This window comes from Rothia mucilaginosa, from assembly GCF_964211445.1.
Lineage (GTDB): Bacteria > Actinomycetota > Actinomycetes > Actinomycetales > Micrococcaceae > Rothia > Rothia mucilaginosa_E.
Genome location: NZ_CAXOQT010000025.1, coordinates 18,002 through 36,445 on the forward strand (window position 1 = coordinate 18,002; position 18,444 = coordinate 36,445).

Annotated in this window: 14 protein-coding genes; 3 read left to right on the forward strand and 11 right to left on the reverse strand. The window is 60.4% G+C overall.

Annotated features, from left to right (window positions below):
* Positions 1–92 precede the first annotated feature (92 nt).
* The 8 genes from eno to sdhC all read right to left on the reverse strand — a co-directional run bounded on the left by eno (position 93) and on the right by sdhC (position 11,595).
* On the reverse strand, positions 93–1,373 hold the full coding sequence (gene eno, locus AB8E48_RS06995; RefSeq protein WP_049341512.1) for a phosphopyruvate hydratase: 1,281 nt from the start codon (positions 1,371–1,373) through the stop codon (positions 93–95).
* A 371-nt stretch (positions 1,374–1,744) separates the two neighbouring features.
* A complete protein-coding gene (locus tag AB8E48_RS07000; protein ID WP_368886226.1) occupies positions 1,745–2,491 on the reverse strand; it encodes a MazG nucleotide pyrophosphohydrolase domain-containing protein in 747 nt (248 codons plus the stop codon).
* Positions 2,492–2,578: 87 nt separating this feature from the next.
* On the reverse strand, positions 2,579–6,301 hold the full coding sequence (locus tag AB8E48_RS07005; RefSeq protein ID WP_368886227.1) for an ornithinee aminotransferase: 3,723 nt from the start codon (positions 6,299–6,301) through the stop codon (positions 2,579–2,581).
* 248 nt (positions 6,302–6,549) lie between these two features.
* Positions 6,550–7,800, reverse strand: a complete 1,251-nt coding sequence (locus AB8E48_RS07010) for an amidohydrolase (RefSeq protein ID WP_005508959.1) — start codon at positions 7,798–7,800, stop codon at positions 6,550–6,552.
* A 242-nt stretch (positions 7,801–8,042) separates the two neighbouring features.
* A complete protein-coding gene (locus AB8E48_RS07015; RefSeq protein ID WP_005506828.1) occupies positions 8,043–8,831 on the reverse strand; it encodes a succinate dehydrogenase iron-sulfur subunit in 789 nt (262 codons plus the stop codon).
* Position 8,832: 1 nt separating this feature from the next.
* Entirely contained in the window at positions 8,833–10,596 is a 1,764-nt protein-coding gene (gene sdhA, locus AB8E48_RS07020) for a succinate dehydrogenase flavoprotein subunit (RefSeq protein ID WP_049350037.1), read from the reverse strand.
* A gap of 51 nt (positions 10,597–10,647) precedes the next feature.
* Entirely contained in the window at positions 10,648–11,133 is a 486-nt protein-coding gene (locus AB8E48_RS07025) for a succinate dehydrogenase hydrophobic membrane anchor subunit (protein ID WP_005506820.1), read from the reverse strand.
* 3 nt (positions 11,134–11,136) lie between these two features.
* Positions 11,137–11,595 carry a succinate dehydrogenase, cytochrome b556 subunit gene (sdhC, locus tag AB8E48_RS07030; protein WP_005506819.1) on the reverse strand — a complete coding sequence of 153 codons (459 nt, stop codon included), beginning with the start codon at positions 11,593–11,595 and terminating at the stop codon, positions 11,137–11,139.
* A 346-nt stretch (positions 11,596–11,941) separates the two neighbouring features.
* Here sdhC and AB8E48_RS07035 point away from each other — a divergent pair, with 346 nt between their 5' ends.
* Both AB8E48_RS07035 and AB8E48_RS07040 read left to right on the forward strand, forming a co-directional pair.
* Positions 11,942–13,051, forward strand: coding sequence for a mannose-1-phosphate guanylyltransferase (locus AB8E48_RS07035; protein WP_368886231.1), 1,110 nt, complete (start codon positions 11,942–11,944; stop codon positions 13,049–13,051).
* Positions 13,052–13,340: 289 nt separating this feature from the next.
* Positions 13,341–14,705, forward strand: coding sequence for a hypothetical protein (locus AB8E48_RS07040; RefSeq protein WP_368886228.1), 1,365 nt, complete (start codon positions 13,341–13,343; stop codon positions 14,703–14,705).
* Positions 14,706–14,851: 146 nt separating this feature from the next.
* Here AB8E48_RS07040 and AB8E48_RS07045 read toward each other — a convergent pair whose 3' ends face one another.
* The 3 genes from AB8E48_RS07045 to AB8E48_RS07055 form a co-directional block, all read right to left on the reverse strand.
* On the reverse strand, positions 14,852–15,430 hold the full coding sequence (locus AB8E48_RS07045; RefSeq protein ID WP_368886229.1) for a 2'-5' RNA ligase family protein: 579 nt from the start codon (positions 15,428–15,430) through the stop codon (positions 14,852–14,854).
* 51 nt (positions 15,431–15,481) lie between these two features.
* Positions 15,482–16,546, reverse strand: a complete 1,065-nt coding sequence (gene trpS / locus AB8E48_RS07050) for a tryptophan--tRNA ligase (RefSeq protein ID WP_294627692.1) — start codon at positions 16,544–16,546, stop codon at positions 15,482–15,484.
* Between the two features lie 86 nt (positions 16,547–16,632).
* Positions 16,633–17,508, reverse strand: a complete 876-nt coding sequence (locus tag AB8E48_RS07055) for an exodeoxyribonuclease III (RefSeq protein ID WP_294603979.1) — start codon at positions 17,506–17,508, stop codon at positions 16,633–16,635.
* An 80-nt stretch (positions 17,509–17,588) separates the two neighbouring features.
* On the opposite strand from AB8E48_RS07055, the gene AB8E48_RS07060 reads away from it, so the two are divergent.
* Complete coding sequence (locus AB8E48_RS07060) at positions 17,589–18,422, forward strand: GntR family transcriptional regulator (protein ID WP_439958502.1); 834 nt, start codon at positions 17,589–17,591, stop codon at positions 18,420–18,422.
* Positions 18,423–18,444 lie beyond the last annotated feature (22 nt).

An 18,444-nucleotide genomic window follows, 5' to 3' on the forward strand; every position in this document is an offset into this window, starting at 1 on the left:
TCAACACAGAGCAGGAGGCGATGCCACTCCCCTACGGGGTAGCACCGCCTCCTTGAAACCTAACCGCTCACGCGGTCGGATGCTTCAGTAACTTATGCCTTGAAGCGGGGGAATGCGGACTTGCCGGCGTAAACAGCTGCGTCGCCCAGCTCTTCCTCAATGCGCAGCAGCTGGTTGTACTTAGCAACGCGCTCCGAACGTGCGGGAGCACCGGTCTTGATCTGGCCAGCGTTGGTTGCAACAGCCAGGTCAGCAATGGTGACGTCCTCGGTCTCACCGGAACGGTGAGAAACCATGCAACGGTACTCGTGGCGCTGAGCCAGCTCCATTGCGTCCAGGGTCTCGGTCAGCGAACCGATCTGGTTCACCTTCACGAGCAGAGCGTTAGCTGCGCCCTCTTCGATACCGCGAGCCAGGCGCTCGGGGTTGGTCACGAACAGGTCGTCACCGACGATCTGGACCTTGTCACCGATCTGCTCGGTCAGGGTCTTGTAGCCCTCCCAGTCGTTCTCATCCAGGGGATCCTCGATGGAAACCAGGGGGTACTTTGCAACGAGGTCAGCGTAGTATGCGCTCATCTCAGCTGCGGACTTCTTCTGGCCCTCGAACTCGTAAGCACCGTCGTTGTAGAACTCGGAGGATGCAACGTCAAGAGCCAGTGCAACCTGCTCGCCCGGCTTGTAGCCAGCCTTCTCGATTGCCTCAACGATCAGGTCCAGTGCAGCTGCGTTGGACTCCAGGTTGGGTGCGAAACCACCCTCGTCGCCCAGGCCAGTTGCCAGGCCGCGGTCGTGCAGCACGGACTTCAGGGAGTGGTAAACCTCAACACCTGCGCGCAGAGCGTCAGAGTAGTTGTCGAAGCCGATGGGAGCAATCATGAACTCCTGGATGTCAACGTTGGAGTCTGCGTGAGAACCACCGTTGAGGATGTTCATCATGGGGACGGGCAGAACGTGAGCGTTCGGGCCGCCGAGGTACTTGTACAGGGGCAGGTCAGCGGACTCAGCAGCTGCCTTAGCAACAGCCAGGGAGACACCCAGGATTGCGTTTGCGCCCAGCTTGCCCTTGTTGTTGGTTGCATCCAGAGCAATCATGGCTGCGTCAACAGCGCGCTGGTCGGAAGCCTCAATGCCGATGACCTCTTCAGCGATTTCTTCGATAACAGACTTCACTGCACCCAGAACGCCCTTGCCCAGGTATACGGACTTGTCGCCGTCGCGGCGCTCAACAGCCTCCCACTCACCGGTGGATGCGCCCGAGGGCACAGCTGCGCGTGCGAAAGCACCGTCTTCGAGCAGAACCTCAACCTCAACGGTCGGGTTGCCACGGGAATCCAGGATCTGGCGTGCGTGAACTGCGGTAATAACAGCCATGAATTGTTCTCCTTATGAGATGTCAAGGATGTGAACGGCTCACCCGGTAGTGGACAAGTCGCGTCCCCTAAATTCTAGCAAAACTCCCACACAAACACACTAGTTGCCACCGCTTTTTTATCGCCTTAATGAAGGTCTCAATAACCCTTAGTCAGGCGCTACGAAGCGGAACAAGACCCACACTCCCCCACATTGGGAGAGTGTGGGTACCCGCTCAAAGCACAACATGAGCCCAAATGCAGGGGTAAGCACCCTGAGCGTCCTCACGGCCACCCAACACGACCCCAAACAAACGGAAGGCACCGCGGAACCTCTTATTCCCTCAGAGAACAGGTTCCGCAGCACCTCCAAAAGCACATCAGCCGGAGCGTCTAGAAGCTCGGCTCATCATGCGTGTGCTGAGCAATGTAACGGCGAGTGTACGAACGCAGGGCACGCTCGGCATCCAGCCCATTACGCTGAGCACGGCTCACCAGCGCAAACAGCAGCTCACCGAAATCCTCCTCAGTGTGCATGTAGCGCAGGTCGTCCTCCATGCTCGTCGGCTCCGGCGGCAGAATAATACCCGCCTTACGCGCCTTCACAGCAGTCTTCTCAGCCATAGCGAGCGCCGGCAGATGCGGCGGAATACCGTCCAGCGCGCCGCGGTCGCTCTTCTCCTTCTTCTTCAACGCATCCCACGCCGCCTGCTGCTCAGCAGCGGTACGGGGCGCTTCCGAAGCGTTCTCGGACTCAGCCGCGAACACGTCCGGGTGGCGCGAACGAAGCTTCTGCACCAGGCCCTCAACTACCTGCACAATGTCGAAGCCCTGCGGGTTCGCCGCGGCAATATCGGCGTGGAACACCACCTGCAGCAGCACGTCGCCGAGCTCTTCACGCAGCAGCTGCATGTTCGGCTCGCCGCCGGTTTCTACTGCCTCGACAACCTCGTAGGCTTCCTCCACGAGGTAGCGGATCAGGGAGGCGTGAGTCTGCTCAGCGTCCCACGGGCAACCGCCCGGGGCGCGCAACAGCGCCATGGTCTCCACCAGAGTGCCAAAGGCCTCAGCCGCACGGGCGGCGGTGTCCTGGACGTTCTGCGCCGCAGAAGCGTCAGGAGAATTAGGGGTATCAGTCATAACAATCTTCCTCATCGAAAAATGACAAACATAGCACGCCGCGCCGACCCCCACACGGGGAGCCGGCGCGGCGCACCTCACAAGGGTTTAGAGGTTCCAGTGCGACAGAGCGCTCGTCATATGAGCCGGAATCTTCGAACCCAGACGCGGGAACATACGCAGCTCCTCAACATAACGTTCAACATCCAGCGGACGCGGGTAGGTGACAAACGCCTGCTCATTCGCATAATCGAATGCCGCCTGAACCGGCACGCCCGGAGTGAAGGTCAGGCTCATAGCCAGCGGCGAGCCCTCGCCCTCGCTGTACGAGTCGGTCTTCAGCGCCGGAATGTCCAGCAGGGTCTCGGGGATCAGCTCGAAGGTACGGACCTGCTCCCAGAAGCCGTTGCGGCGCACGTGAGTCAGAGCATCGTAGTAGGAACCGAGCGCACGCACACGAATCAGCACGGTGGTGGCGTCCTTTGCGGTGCCGTTCTCGCCGAAGAGGTGCTCGACGACCGGTGCCAGACGCTGAGCGACCTGAGCCTCCGTCAGAACCAGGTTGCCGGTTGCCAGCTGAGTCTCCGAGGGAACCAGCGGGCTCTGCACCGCGGCGGAGGGGGTGTCCGGCTCAGCCACGATGGTGGGCAGCTGGTTAAGCTCACTCAGAGCCGACGCCGAGATGCTGGAGGAAAGGCCCGCGGGGGCGGTCTCCGGCAGAGCGGCGGGTGCAGAAGTTGCGGCGGGTGCAGCCGGGGTAGCCTGAGCGGTAGCCTCGGATGCGGGCTCAGCCGATGCGGGTGCCTCACCAATCTTAGCCGCAGGAGTCACCTCAACAGTCTTGAGCTCAGCGGCCTTCTCAGCGGCCTTCTCAGCGGGCTCTTCCTGGGCGGCGGTAGCCTTCGACTCGGATGCCTTTGCTTCGGTTGCCTTCGCAGCAGCACCGGCGGTGCCCACAGCGGCAGCTGCGGCAAGAGCACCCGCCAGGCCGGGAGCCACAGATGCGCTCTCGGAGATAGGCTCAGCGTCTTCCAGGGCAGGTGCCTCAGCGTGCGCTTCAGCGGAAGCAGCGGAGGTCTCCTGCTCGGGCAGCAGCTCAGAGTCATCCAAGAACGCGGGCAGGGCGGGCTCTTCGGTCTGCTCTGCGACCGGCTCCTCTGCTGCTTCTTCAACGGGCTGGGTGCGGTCCAGGGTGAAGGACTCAGCGACCACGGGGGCGGCTGCCTTCGGCTCCTCAACAGCCGAAACTTCCTCAGCGGGTGCGGCAGCTTCCTCAGCGGCAGGAGCTTCTTCCTCTGCATCCAGCTTCTTCTGAGCGTTGGCAACGATGGCAGCCAGGGCGGCTTCCATGTCTTCGCCGGTCTCTACAGAGTCCTCGGCAGATACCTCGGATGCCTCAGCGGCAGATTCTTCAGCATGCTCGGTTTCGGGCTCTACAGCGGCAGCTCCGAAGACCGGATCGTTCTCGTAATCGTGCTCGAATTCAGCTTCAACCGGCGCAAACTCAGCCTGAACAGGCTCGTCAGAAGCTTCGACAGATTCCTCTACGTCTTCCTTCTCCTGAGCGGAGGCGACAGCAGCACCAGCCGCTACGGTACCGGCCACAGCAAGACCGGCGGCAGGCAGCAGACCCGAAGAGGTACCCTCTTCAGCAGCTTCAACAGCGGCCTCAGCCTCGTTAGCCGCCTGCTTCTCAGCAAGCTCAGCCTCCAGCTCACGCTCGATAGCCTCACGCTCAGCATCAACCGAGTCAACGCGCTGAACAGCAGCTTCCTGAGTCTCATCCTGCGAGGTAGCCTCAGCAGCCTCAGCGGTCGCAACAGCCTTAGCCTCGACAGCGGCGCCCTCCAGCAGGAAGCTCTCACGGGTGGTCTCGCCGTCCGCCATACCCAGGTACGATGCGTGAACCTCCAGGCCGTCACCCAGACGCGGGTTCAGGGAGACCGCCGCACGGTTCCAGGTTGCGCCAGCCTGCTGAGCCTCGGTGTACAGTGCCGCCACGGGCGCGAACCAGTCAACACCGGGCACCACAATGCCGGTTTCAACCTCACGACCGCGGTGCAGCAGACGGTAGTGCATGTCCTCATCTACCTGGCGCAGTTCCAGGCTCATGGTGCCCGAACCGCGGGTACGCATGAGCTCCGCCAGGCCGTAGAGGGCACGCTGCTCCGTAAGAGCGGGCAGGGTCGCTGCGCCCTCTGCGGGCTCGCTCAGGACGATGGACTCGGCAACCAGCTCAGCCTCGTCTTCGCTGAGCTTCTGCTCAGCTTCCTTCAACTCTGCAGCGGGCTCCTCAGCAGACTCTTCACGAGCGGAAGCCTCCTGCTTCTCGGCTTCCTTCTTATCGATGGCCTCTGCGGTCAGAGCGACCCCCTGAGAGGTACCCTTTTCTGCCTTCTCCTCAGCCTTATCAGCCTTTGCGGCGGAGGCAATGGCAGCTGCAGCAGCCACGGGCGCAGCAACAGCGGCAAGAGCAGGAGCTACAGAGGCGCTCTCGACGGGCTCGCCTTCCTCAGAAGCGGAACCTTCAGCCGCGGACTCCTCAATCTTGGTAGCAGGCTCTTCCGTAGCAGTTTCTTCCGCGGTGCTTTCCTCAACAGCGCTTTCTTCAACAGCGGAAGCGTCAAAGATCAGCTCTGCGGTGTTCTCTTCTTCGGCGTCGAAGTCCTCAGCCTCGAGCGTTTCAGAGACGGACGCTTCGTGCTTCTCCTCAACGGATACAGCGGAGAGCAGCTCGGTCTCGTCGGAGACCGCGTCTTCTTCCTCAGTAAGTTCAGATGCCAGCAGTTCGGGTGCCTCAACGACCGCCTCAATCGGCTCTTCCTCACCAGCAGCAACAGGCTCTGCAGACTCTTCTACACCTGCGGTAAGGTCAATGGTCTCTTCGGCTTCGAAGTCTTCAGAAACCTCAGCAACAGGTGCGGGTGCCTCAGAGGCCTCAGCGTCCTCAGCAGATTCAGCGGACTCTGCTTCCTCAGCAGCTACCTCATCAGCAGCAGTTTCTTCAGCAACAACCTCGTCGGAAGCAACCTCGCTAAAGGTCTCCTCTTCGCTATCGAGGGTGATGCCCAGACGTGCCGCGTAGGCTGCCGCCAAATCATCCAGACCAGCGTTCTGCGCCTCGGTGACGGCGGTGCGGGTACGAGCTGCCTTCATGTCATCAACGGTAAGAGTGTCCTCAGCGTCAGCGGAAGCAATCTCAGATTCTTCTTCTGCCTCATCCTCAGAATTCTGAGCGCGCACAGCACGCAGGTGCTCCTCAAAATGGGAACGGGCGTCCTCAGCGGCATCCTTAGACTCCTCAGACTTTACAGATGCGCTCTCAGCCTCGGCCTCTTCGTCATCACGCAGGAACGCGGGGGTAGCGGGCTTGGGCTCCGCAGCAACCGGGGCGGCTTCTTCTTCAACGTCCTGAACCTCAGCAACCTGCTCGGTCTCAACGGGCTCCTCAGACTCCTGAGGGAATGCACCAAGCGCTGCCAGCAGGCTACGACGCTCCTGCTCCTCAGCCTGCTCATCAGTCAGTTCCTCAGCGACGGAAGACTCTTCAGCCTGTTCCTCACCGTTCAGGAGGGCACGCTTGAGATCCTCAACGGCGCGGTGCTCTTCGCTCTGCTCTTCATCCTGATTCTGGTGACGGGTGCTCTCAGACTTCACGAAGCGGCGCAGGGAGTCCTCCCACTGCTGCTGTTCCATAATCTTTTCGCTCAGTCGTGCGCTCTTGGGAGCGTCTTCGCTTGCCTGTTCCTTCTGGGCCTTAGCAGTTTCGGCGCTCTGTTCTTCGCGCGACTGTTCATCCAACTTCTTCTTGCCGATTCCAAAGAAGCTCATTGGGTGTCCTCCTCCGGCGTGCGCCGTGTGATGATGCGCCATTTCCTTCATCCCCCGAGGGTGTGTGGGCACGGGGTCGGGAACATAACGCAAATGTCCTCATAATCCTTTTAATTCTATCGCGTGCATAGAGTTTCACCCCGTCACTCAGTAAGAGGTGACGGGGTGAAACTTATACAGCTTTCATGGTTTGATGAGGCGATATGGTCGCATCTTCAAACCCGGTTTATAAGCTTTCGAGAAGCTCTTTAGCGTGCCTCATCGCGGATGGGGTTCGCAGCCTTCGCTGCCTTCGCCAGCTCAAAACGGACGGCGCGCAGGGCGGTTGCCGCCATGACGCGCACACCAATGCCGATTGCCTGCTCGCTCGGGGCATAATCGCCCTGGTGCAAATCGTAGGTGGGGTCACCGGGGGCACGAGTACCCAGGCGGAACATGGAGCCGGGAACTTCCTGCAGCATCCACGCGAAATCTTCGCCACCCATGGACTGCTCGACCAGCACGATGGAGTCCTCGCCCAGCTCGGCGCGGGCTGCGTTCTCGAGCATGGTGGTTTCCAGGTCGGTGTTGACGACCGGGGGCACGCCGCGGATGTGCTCCACTCGCGCCTTCACGCCGAAGGGCACAGCGACCTGCTCGATGACTTCATCCAGCAGGTTGCCCGCCTGGCGCCAAACCTCAACGTCCAGGCAGCGCATGGTGCCCGCCAGGTAGCCCTCTGCGGGGATAGCGTTGGGGGCAACACCGGCACTGACCTGGCCCCATGCCACCAGCACGCCCGAACGCACGTCGGTGCGGCGGGTCAGCACGGCGGGAACCTGGACAGCAATCTGGCTCATCGCGTAGATGAGGTCTTCGGTCAGGTGCGGGCGGGAGGTGTGGCCGCCGTGGCCGCTCAGGTGAATCTTCACAGTATCGGAGGCGCTAGTAATCGCACCGATACGGGTACCAATCTGGCCCAGGTCCACCTTCGGGTCGCAGTGCAGGGCGAACGCACGCGGAATGTCCTTGAGCAGACCCTGCGAAATCATCTGTACCGCACCGCCGGGAAGCTGCTCCTCGGCGGGCTGGAAGAGAATACGGACGCTACGGCCCAGCGGGGTCTTCTCGTTTAGCTCATGCAGTGCCAGTGCCACGCCGAGCATGACGGTCTGGTGAATATCGTGGCCGCAGGCGTGCATCACGCCGGGCACGGTGGAGGCGTAGGGCAGGTCGGTCTGCTCAACAATGGGCAGAGCGTCAATATCGGCGCGCAATGCCACGGCGAAGGGGCCGCTTCCGATATCGACGTAGCAGCCGGTACCTTCGCAGGCAACGGGGTTCATGCCGGCTTCTCGCAGTCGGTTCATGAGGCGCTCGGTAGTGACAACCTCGCGGAAAGAAAGCTCCGGGTTGGCGTGCACTTCGCGGCGGAACTGCACGAGGGTACCCATCATGCGCTCCACCCAGTCGTCGAAGACGGGGGTGGACAAATCGTAGCGAGAATTAGCAAAAACCATACACAGTAGAATAACGCCGCACACCGGGGTTTACCTACCCGCTCCCCCTTTCTGACAGCCCTCGAGAATATCTATGACTTTATGACAGATTGTGAAGAGTTTTTGTGCGCGCGGGAGCCCCGATTGATGCTCTGTTCCGCCTTTTCTGCCGGGCCTTTTCTGTCAAATAATTCAAGCCGCCACCCGGTGTGGGTGACGGCTTGAATCGTCAATGCTGTATCAGCTGATACCGCGTGCTCAGATTAGAGCGAGCGGCTCAGGATTGCCTGCTTCACCTCGGCAATAGCCTTGGTGATCTGGATGCCACGGGGGCAAGCCTCGGTGCAGTTGAAGGTGGTACGGCAACGCCATACGCCTTCCTTGTCGTTGAGGATTTCCAGACGCAGGTCGCCTGCATCGTCGCGCGAGTCGAAGATGAAGCGGTGTGCGTTCACGATAGCGGAGGGACCGAAGTACTGACCGTCGGTCCAGAAGACCGGGCAGGACGAGGTACATGCTGCACAGAGGATGCACTTGGTGGTGTCATCGAAACGTGCACGGTCCTCAATGGTCTGCAGGCGCTCACGCTCAGGCTCGTTCGAGTCGTTGATGAAGAACGGCATGATTTCGCGGTATGCCTGGAAGAAGGGCTCCATGTCAACGATGAGGTCCTTTTCGCAGGGCAGACCCTTGATGGGCTCAACGGTAATCGGCTTGGACAGGTCAAGGTCCTTCAGCAGGGTCTTGCAAGCCAGGCGGTTACGGCCGTTGATGCGCATTGCGTCCGAGCCACAAATACCGTGTGCACAGGAGCGGCGGAAGGAGACGGAGCCGTCTACTTCCCACTTGATCTTGTGCAGAGCATCGAGCACGCGGTCGGTGCGGTACATGGTCAGCGGGAATTCGTCCCAGTATGCCTCGGAGGAAACTTCCGGGTTGTAGCGGCGAATCTTGATGACCACATCGTACGTGGGGATGGAATCGGAGTCGCCGCCGGTCATACCCTCAAACAGCTTGACGGATTCCGGTTCGGGGAGTTCGTTTTCAGCCATTTTAGTACTTACGCTCCTTCGGCTCGTAGCGGGTGTAGACAACGGGCTTGGTTTCGAATCGCAGGCCCTTGACACCCTCAAACTCGGATTCGGGGTCGAGGTAGACCATCGAGTGCTTCATGAAGTTGACGTCGTCACGCTTGGGGAAGTCCTCGCGGTAGTGACCACCACGGGATTCCTTACGGTGCAGCGCGCCAACGGACATGACCTTTGCCAGCTCAATCAGGAAGCCGAGCTCGACAGCCTCGAGCAGGTCGAGGTTGAAGCGCTTGCCCTTGTCCTGGATGGAGATGTTCTTGTAACGCTCTTCCAGTTCAGCAATGGTTGCCAGTGCTGCGCGGATGGTCTCGTCGGTACGGAACACCTGCATGTCAGCTTCCATAGCCTTCTGCAGGTCTGCGCGGATAGCGCCGACCTTCTCGGTGCCCTTGCCTTCGAGGATGCCGTTGAGCATGTTCAGAACGCGATCTGCTGCGTCGTCCGGAACGGGTACGAACTCAGCGGATGCTGCGTACTCTGCAGCCTTGCGGCCTGCACGCTTACCGAACACGTTGATGTCCAGCAGGGAGTTGGTGCCCAGACGGTTTGCACCGTGGACGGACACGCAAGCAACCTCACCAGCTGCGTAGAGACCGGGGATGGTCTCTTCGCTGTTGCGGTAGACCTCGGTCTCGTTGTTGGTGGGGATACCGCCCATTGCGTAGTGCGCGGTGGGGAACACCGGGATGGGCTGGTGGTGCGGTTCCACTGCCAGGTAGGTACGAGCGAACTCGGTAATATCGGGCAGCTTCTCGTCGATGTGCGAGGGCTCCAGGTGGGTCAGGTCCAGCAGCACATAGTCCTTGTGGGGACCGCAGCCGCGGCCTTCGCGCACCTCGTTTGCCATTGCACGTGCCACGATATCGCGGGGTGCGAGGTCCTTAATGGTGGGTGCGTAGCGCTCCATGAAGCGCTCACCGTCAGCGTTACGGAGAATACCGCCTTCACCACGAGCACCCTCGGTGACGAGAATGCCCAGGCCAGCCAGGCCGGTCGGGTGGAACTGAACGAATTCCATGTCCTCCAGGGGCAGGCCTGCGCGCAGTGCGATAGCCATGCCGTCACCGGTGAGGGTGTGTGCGTTGGAGGTGGTCTTGAAGATCTTGCCACAGCCGCCGGATGCGAAGATCACGGACTTAGCCTGGAAGACGTGGACCTCGCCGGTTGCCAGGTCGTAGGAGACGACGCCGGCGGGGCGGGGCTTGCCCTCTTCGTCCTTGACCAGGATCAGGTCGAGAACGTAGAACTCGTTGTAGAACTCCACATTGTGGCGAACGCAGTTCTGGTAGAGGGTCTGCAGAATCATGTGGCCGGTACGGTCAGCTGCGTAGCATGCGCGGCGCACAGCAGCCTTACCGTGGTCACGGGTGTGACCGCCGAAGCGGCGCTGGTCGATGCGGCCTTCGGGGGTTCGGTTGAAGGGAAGACCCATCTTCTCCAGGTCGAGCACAGCGTCAATAGCTTCCTTAGCCATGATTTCTGCTGCGTCCTGGTCAACCAGGTAGTCGCCACCCTTGACGGTGTCAAAGGTGTGCCACTCCCAGTTGTCCTCTTCAACGTTAGCCAGAGCGGCGCACATGCCACCCTGTGCCGCACCGGTGTGGGAGCGGGTGGGGTATAGCTTGGTCAGTACCGCGGTGCGAACTCGCTGGCCGGCCTCAATGGCGGCACGCATACCTGCGCCGCCGGCACCGACGATCACTACATCGTACTTATGTACCTGCATGATGTTCTTTCTGTGTTTTAGATGTTTTCGTTTGTCTCGGATACGTCGCCGTTAGCGTGCCGAGCAGAAGCTGGGGAGCAGTTCAGCCGCTGCGCCGGAGGGGCAGGGGTCGAACGCGAAGATGGTGAGGGTACCAACCAGCAGGACGAATGCGCATGCTGCGAAGAGGATGACCTTCAGCCAAACGCGCAGGCGGTCCTTCTCTGCGTAGTCATCGATGATGACGCGGATGCCGTTAGCACCGTGCAGCATAGCCAGCCAGAGCAACAGCAGGTCCCAGACCTGCCAGAAGGGGTTCGCCCACTTGCCGCCCACGAAGCCGAAGTCGATGGCGTGGATGCCGTCGCCGACCATGAGGTTGGAGAACAGGTGGCCGAAAATCAGCACGACGAGTACGACGCCGGACAGGCGCATACCCAGCCAAGCGAACATCTCAAAGTTGTTGCGCTTGGAGGAGGAGCGGTTGTACTTCACACCGTCGATGCGGTTGTCACGCAGACGGGGTACATAGGTGCGGGGCTTAAGCGGAGTAGCCATAGTTTAGTGACCTCCCATGTGCGAGAAAACGATCGGCAGGTGACGTGCTGCGAAGCCAGCAACGGTGATTGCCCAGAGGAAAAGCACCACCCAGAGAATCTTGATGTGCGTGTAAGTTGCCTTCTGGCTGATTTCGACGTTGCCGTCCTTGTTCTTCGCCTGGATGTGCTCCACGTGTGAGTTGGTTGCCTTACCCCAGAAATCAATGAGGATAATGCGGATACCGTTGAACGCGTGGTAGACGATGGCGGCGACAAGCGCGGTCTCACCCAGACCCATGATGGGGTTCTTGTACAGGCTCAGTACGCCGTTGTAGGCCTCCGGGGAGATACGCACGACGGCAGTATCCAGGATGTGTACAAGAAGGAAGAAGAAAATCGCGATACCGGTAATGCGATGAGCAACCCAGGACCACATGCCCCAGCGGCCGCGGTAGAGGGTTCCTTTAGAACCATTCAACACTGAATAACCTCCTGCTGCGACGGTGAGCTTCCGGGTTCTGAGGGGTCATTGTGACCCTCAGCTTCCGGGCACAGCTGTGTGCTCACCGACTGCTTTTGTTCGTCTGTTACTTCCAAGATATCAGGTAAATTCACAGCTTATTGACACCCTGTTTAGGGAATTTTTACAGGTTCCAAAAGCGAATTAGGACATGTTTTTATTACCATATCGCCTACTTCCCTGTGTTTGTGCGGAACTTACCTTAACCTAACCTCAAACATCGTATAAATGAGAGCCACCTGACACTTTTTTGTTAAAACCTAAAAGAATTCGATATATGACAAATTCACCCGCTATTCTTGAAGCGATGAATACTGCACTCACTCGATTCCGCCCGCTCATTCCCGCCGGCGGTGTTGGCTCGCGTTTGTGGCCCCTGTCCCGCGCGCACGCCCCGAAATTCCTGCTCGACCTCACCTCGTCGGGCAATTCTCTGCTACGTGACACCTACGACCGTCTCATCGACCTCAGCAACGGTTCCGTCATGGTGGTTACCGGCACTTCGCACGCCAATGCGGTTACCCAGCAGATTCCTGAGCTGCATGCCGCTGACCTGGTACTGGAGCCCTCCCCCAAGGATTCAGCTGCAGCTATCGGTCTGGCCTGCGCCATTATCCACCGCCGCGAACCGGACGCCATCATCGGCTCCTTCGCAGCTGACCACGTCATCAGCCCCGTGGACGAGTTCCACCGCGTGGTGACCGAAGCTGTCATCACCGCGGCAACCGGCAAGATTGTCACCATCGGCATTACCCCCACCGAGCCCTCCAGCGCGTTTGGCTACATTCACGCCAGCGAGCCCCTGGGCATCGAGGATGCGCCCAACGCACACGCGGTGGACACCTTCGTGGAGAAGCCGGACACCGCTACCGCGCAGAAGTACCTGGATTCCGGTGATTACACCTGGAACGCAGGCATGTTCGTGGCACCGGCAGCCCTGATGCTCAAGCACCTCGAGGCGAACGAGCCCGAGCTGTACGCGGGCATCATGGAGATTGCTAACGCATGGGACACCCCCGAGCGCGAGGCCGTCATGGACCGCGTGTGGGAGACCCTGCCGAAGACCGCTATTGACTACGCAGTGGCTGAGCCCGCAGCGGCAGCAGGCGACGTCGCTATGGTTCCCGGCTCCTTCAGCTGGGACGACGTTGGAGACTTCGACGCCGTGGCACGCCTGAACACCGAGAAGAGCGGCGAAGAGCTGACCATCCTCGGCGAGAAGGACAACGTCATTAACCACGGTTGCTCCGGCATCGTTGTTGCAAACACCGACCGTAAGATCTCCATCATTGGCCTCGACGACATCGTTGTGGTGGATACCCCCGATGCGCTGTTGGTCGCTCCGCGCTCCAAGGCACAGGCCGTCAAGGACGCTGTGGGCGAGGTCAAGGCGCGAGGCCTGAACAACCTCCTCTAAGTTTTTAGCCCCGAGTAGGCGCTTGAACCCTACTCGAGCGAAAGACACCTCTTGAAAAACCGGTTCTCTTCTTTTCGGAAGGGAGCCGGTTTTTCTTATGCCCTGATGAGCTATTTTGCGACCGCTTGCAAGGCTTTCACCCAGTGGGGTCGGGAAGGGATTCCCCTTCAGATGAGAAGGGCACAGAACGCCTTACCGACCCGATGCAGACTGCACTTCCAGACTCTGATACGAGCCAAGAACCACCCCGTATAGAGAACCATTCTCATGTTAGCCTTGATGTATGCACATGACCCGTAAGTTTTTCCTCACCCGCGCCGGCGCACTCGGCGCAGTAGCCGCCCTCGCCCTGACCGCATGCAGCTCCCAGGCCACCCAGAACGCACAGACCAGCCCCAGCGCCTCCACCTCCGCAAGCGCAACCCCCGCACCCATCACCGAAGGCAAGGGCGCGGCAAGCCGAGTCGCCATCACCTACGACGGCGGCGTGCTCGTCTACGACGCCAAGGACATGAAGCTGCTCGCAGACATCCCCAAGGAAGGCTTCCTGCGCCTCTCCGACGCTGGAGATAACCGCCACCTCGTCGTTGCAGACGGCAACAGCTACACCTTCCTGGACACCGGCGTATGGTCCGTAGCGCACGGCGACCACTCGCACTACTACACCACCGCGCCCTCCCTGTCCTCGCTGTCTCTCGCCGCTGACCACACCGGCCACGTCATCAAGGACAACGGCAAGGTCGCGGCATTCGCTGACGGCACCGGTTCCTTCGCTGTGTACGACCCGGCGAAGCTGACCCACGATAAGCGCACCGCATCCTCCCTAGAGACCACTACCGTCACCCTGCCCAAGCCGCACCACGGCTTCGCAATCCCGCTGCCCAACGACCAGTACCTGGTAGCGGTCGGTGACTCGAAGACCCGCACCGGTGCCGCTGTTGTAGATGCTCAGGGTAAGACCGTTCTCGAGAGCCCCGCATGCCCCGGCGTGCACGGTGAAGCCATCGCTAAGGACGGCGCGTTCACCATCGGTTGCACCGACGGTGCGCTGGTCTACAAGGACGGCAAGTTCACCAAGATCACCAACCCCGAGGACCCCTACTCCCGCTCCGGTAACCAGGCGGGCAAGGCTGACTCCCAGTACGTTCTGGCGGACTACAAGACCGACAAGGACGCTAAGCTGGAGCGCCCCGAGAAGTTCTCCATCATCGACACCGTTGCGGCAACCCGCACCGTCTACTCCCTGCCTTCCGGCGTGAGCTACACCTTCCGTTCGCTGGCGCGCGGCCCCCAGGGCGAGGCACTGTTGCTGACCACCGACGGTAAGTTGCGCGTCTTCAATCCGGCAACCGGCGCCGAGCTGGGCTCCGTACAGCTTATGGAGGCGTGGACCGAGTCTGAGACCTGGCAGGATGAGCGTCCGGCGCTGTGGGTGGACGGTAAGACCGCCTATGTGACCGACCCGGCGACCAAGAAGCTCATTGCGGTATCCCTGTCGAACCCGGCAGCGCCCAAGGAGCTGATGAGCGTGGAGCTTCCGAAGACCCCGAACGAGATTCTGGGTGTTTCCTCCGCGAACGCTGCACCGGTTGAGGCTGAAGCACACGGCTCGCACGGCTCGGCTTCCTCCTCGGCTTCCGCTGACGCACACTAGTCCGGCGAGTCTGGCGAGCCTCACGAGGGCCACTCCCACTAGGGTTCTCACGCTGAGGCAAACCTAGCGAAAGCATAAAGAGAGATGCGACCGATAACCTATCGGTCGCATCTCTCTTTATGTATGCAGGGTTTATGCGCCAGCCACTAACGCAGCGGCAGAACCCCAATCTCTTCCCAGTTCTGCCCGTCGTAGGAATAGTAATGCAGATGATCCACGGTGAAGGTACGCCGCTCGGCGGGTAGGGCATCAAACACCTCACGGGCGTTCGCTGCCTGCTCCTCCGTCAGCCCGTGGCCCAGGGTCACGTGCGGCACGTACGGGAAGGACGCCGCACCGGCGCCGAACAGATCAACCAGCTTCTGGTGAATCTGCTTAAACTCGGTCTTGCCCGCCTCCAGGTTCAGGTACTCCACCTCGGTCACCGGGCGGAAGGAGTGTACCGTACCCCAGCGCGCCTCAAAACGCGGCACGTCCAGAGCCTCACGAACCTTCGGGGATTGAAAGGCTTCCAGCAGAGACTCGTTTAGTTCCGCCAGGTACACGGTCACGTGGGTGCTAATCGGCGCCGCAGCACCGCCTACTACCGTGCGCTTCCATTCTTCCAGGCGCTGAGCATTCTCACCGCTCACATGCGCAATAACGCTCAGGTAGCGGTGACCGGGTTTCAGGGTCGGGGATACAGGAGCCTTCGTGGGGCTCGAAGAGTTCTCTTGTGCTGTCATCTCAGTCGTGCAGGTAATGCGGCGTCTCAGCCGGGCAGGCTGAACAGCACGCTAGATTGCTGCGGCAGGCAGGAAGCCAACCTTCTTGTACACGTTCTCAATGGTGACGGTAGCGATCTCGCGGGCAGCGGATGCGCCCACAGCCAGCAGGCGGTCCAGCTCGGCGGGGTCGTCCATCAGCTCGAGGGTACGCTCACGCACCGGGGTGAGGCGCTCCACCACGATATCGGCAAGGTCGACCTTCAGGTGACCGTACATCTTGCCCTCGTAGCGTGCCACGATCTCGTCGATGCTCTCGCCGGTCATTGCCGAGTAGATGGAGAGCAGGTTGGAGACGCCGGGCTTAGCCTCGCGGTCGTAGGCGATGACGGAGCCGTCATCGGTCACAGCGGACTTAATCTTCTTCTGGGTGACCTTGGGGGTGTCCAGAAGCTTAATCAGGCCCTTATCGGATGCCGCAGACTTAGACATCTTCGAGGTCGGGTCCTGCAGGTCGTAAATCTTAGCGGTTTCCTTCAGAATCACCGGATCGGGCACCACGAAGGTCTCGCCGAAACGGGAGTTGAAGCGCTGAGCCAGGTTACGGGTCAGCTCCAGGTGCTGACGCTGATCCTCACCCACGGGCACGCCGTCCACCTGGTAGAGCAGGATGTCAGCAGCCATCAGAATCGGGTAGGTGAACAGACCCACGGAGGCGTTCTCAGCGCCCTGCTTCTGGGACTTGTCCTTGAACTGGGTCATGCGGGACGCCTCGCCAAAGCCGGTAAAGCAGTTCAGAACCCACGCCAGCTGCGCGTGCTCGGGAACGTGCGACTGCACAAACAGCGGGGTGCGGGTCGGGTCGATGCCGGAGGCGATGTACTGCGCCGCGGTCAGGCGGGTGCGCTCACGCAGTTCCTCAGGGTTCTGCGGAACGGTGATAGCGTGCATATCCGGAATGAAGAACAGGCATTCGTTATTCGGGTCCTCCTGCAGAGCCACCCAGTTGTTCACGGCACCAATGTAGTTACCCAGATGCATCGAATCAGCCGACGGCTGTGCACCCGAGTAGATACGTGCCTTCTGCTGGGAGGCGTTAGGGATGAGGGACTTATCCTGCTTCTTTTCGTCTGCCATAGTTATTTCCTGTGCAGTTCTTCCTGTGCGGTGCTGCGGACGGTGCAGCACATCTTCAAAAACTTATCTGTAGGTGGGTCCGCGTCTTACTCGCCGATGCGGTAGTCAACCACGAGCGGCGCGTGATCGCTGAAACGCTCATCGTAGCTTGCCGCGCGGTCCACGACCGCCTCCACGGCGCTTTCGGCGAGCGCCGGGGTCGCCATGTGGTAGTCGATGCGCCAGCCGGCGTCGTTATCGAACGCCTTACCGCGGTAGGACCACCAGGTGTAGGGGCCGGGCACCTGACCCGCCAGCTCACGAGCCACATCGCGGTAGCCGATATCGCCGAAGAAGCGGTCAAAGTAGGCGCGTTCCTCCGGCAGGAAGCCAGCACGCTTCTGGTTCGCCTTCCAGTTCTTAATGTCCAGCTCGGTGTGGCCCACGTTCAGGTCACCCACAATGAGCACGTGGTCCGAGTGCTTAGCCAGCTCAGGCATGCGTACCAGCATGCGCTCCAGGAAGCGGTACTTATCGTCCTGCTTCTGGGTGCCGACCTCACCGGAGTGAACGTAGGCGCTAACCACGGTCAGGGTCTTACCGTTGGGCAGAACGTAGTCCGCCTCAACCCAGCGGCCCGAGTCGTCAAAGTACTCTTCGCCGATGTTCGAGCGGGTTGCGACCGGCTGGTTCTCCAGAACCTCACCGGCTGAGTTCGGGGTGCGGCGGGTCGCCACCAGCACGCCGGCACGGCCCTTAGCGGCGGCCTCCGCGTGCAGAATATGCCACTGGGATTCGTCCAGCAGCTCACGCACGATAGCGTCGGGGGCGCGCACCTCCTGCAGGCAGAGAATGTCGATGTCACGGTTCGCCAACCACGCCGCCATATCCTTCTTGTAGGCGGCTCGGATACCGTTTACATTCACGCTTGCCACGCGAAGCAGACCGCTCGGGCGCGGTGCAGGAGTAGTAGAAAAATGCATAGTCTTAATTATGCCAGTTTGAAGGAAGAGAAATTTTCACTCGTGCGCGTTTTTTCTCTGGCTGAACGGTAAACTATTGGGTGATGAATTCACACTCCTCACAGACCACCGACCACGGTGCCCCCTCACATTCTGCGGGCACCACCGCACCCGAAAGTACCGCTCACAACGCTGAGAGCCGCTACGAGCTACCCCCGATTCCCGGCCCGAAGTATGAGCAGGTTATCCACTACATTGAGCAGCGCTACATTATTCCCGGCAAGCCCGGTGATAAGCTGCCCACCGAGCGCATGATTCAGCAGAACTTTGGGGTGAGCCGCCAGACGGTTCGTAGCGCCCTGAAGGTTCTGATTGAACGCGGCCTGCTCTACAACGTGCAGGGCTCCGGCACCTACGTTGCCGAGCGTAGCGACGCCACCTACATTCCGCGCGTGGACACCTTCGTTGACGACATGCGCCGCCGCGGCTTTGAGGGCTCCACTCGCATGATTGCGACCCGCTGGATGGACGCCACCGAAGAAATCTCCACCCACCTGTCCGTGCCGGTGGGCGAGAAGGTACTGTTCGTGCGCCGTCTGCGCCTCGCCGACCATGAAGTCATCGGTTTTGAGCGTTCCTACTTTGTGAAGGCAGCCGCAAGCAGCATTCTGGACGCCATGATGGCGGAAATGTCCGGCACTTCGAGCTCCCTCGATCAGCTCGCTAACACTCCCAGCGCCATTAAGCACGCTCGCGTACGCACCAGCGCGGCGCTCTTCACCGACGCCGACGCCGAAGCGTTCAACCAGCAGGTTCCCGTGGGCGAGGCTGCGTTCAAGGTCTGCGCCACTGGCTACACCGAAGAGGGTAGCCCCGTTGAGTACTCAGAGACCCTGTACCTTGCCGATGCCTACTTCTACGAGATGATTCTCTAGCATCTGCCTTTTCTTGTGATGA

Coding starts and splice junctions, on each gene's coding strand:
- AB8E48_RS07055 (WP_294603979.1), bottom strand. CDS start 17,508: ATGCATTTTTCTACTACTCCTGCACCGCGCCCGAGCGGTCTGCTTCGC.
- AB8E48_RS07035 (WP_368886231.1), top strand. CDS start 11,942: ATGAATACTGCACTCACTCGATTCCGCCCGCTCATTCCCGCCGGCGGT.
- AB8E48_RS07045 (WP_368886229.1), bottom strand. CDS start 15,430: ATGACAGCACAAGAGAACTCTTCGAGCCCCACGAAGGCTCCTGTATCC.
- AB8E48_RS07040 (WP_368886228.1), top strand. CDS start 13,341: ATGACCCGTAAGTTTTTCCTCACCCGCGCCGGCGCACTCGGCGCAGTA.
- AB8E48_RS07005 (WP_368886227.1), bottom strand. CDS start 6,301: ATGAGCTTCTTTGGAATCGGCAAGAAGAAGTTGGATGAACAGTCGCGC.
- trpS (WP_294627692.1), bottom strand. CDS start 16,546: ATGGCAGACGAAAAGAAGCAGGATAAGTCCCTCATCCCTAACGCCTCC.
- AB8E48_RS07015 (WP_005506828.1), bottom strand. CDS start 8,831: ATGGCTGAAAACGAACTCCCCGAACCGGAATCCGTCAAGCTGTTTGAG.
- AB8E48_RS07025 (WP_005506820.1), bottom strand. CDS start 11,133: ATGGCTACTCCGCTTAAGCCCCGCACCTATGTACCCCGTCTGCGTGAC.
- AB8E48_RS07010 (WP_005508959.1), bottom strand. CDS start 7,800: ATGGTTTTTGCTAATTCTCGCTACGATTTGTCCACCCCCGTCTTCGAC.
- sdhA (WP_049350037.1), bottom strand. CDS start 10,596: ATGCAGGTACATAAGTACGATGTAGTGATCGTCGGTGCCGGCGGCGCA.
- AB8E48_RS07000 (WP_368886226.1), bottom strand. CDS start 2,491: ATGACTGATACCCCTAATTCTCCTGACGCTTCTGCGGCGCAGAACGTC.
- eno (WP_049341512.1), bottom strand. CDS start 1,373: ATGGCTGTTATTACCGCAGTTCACGCACGCCAGATCCTGGATTCCCGT.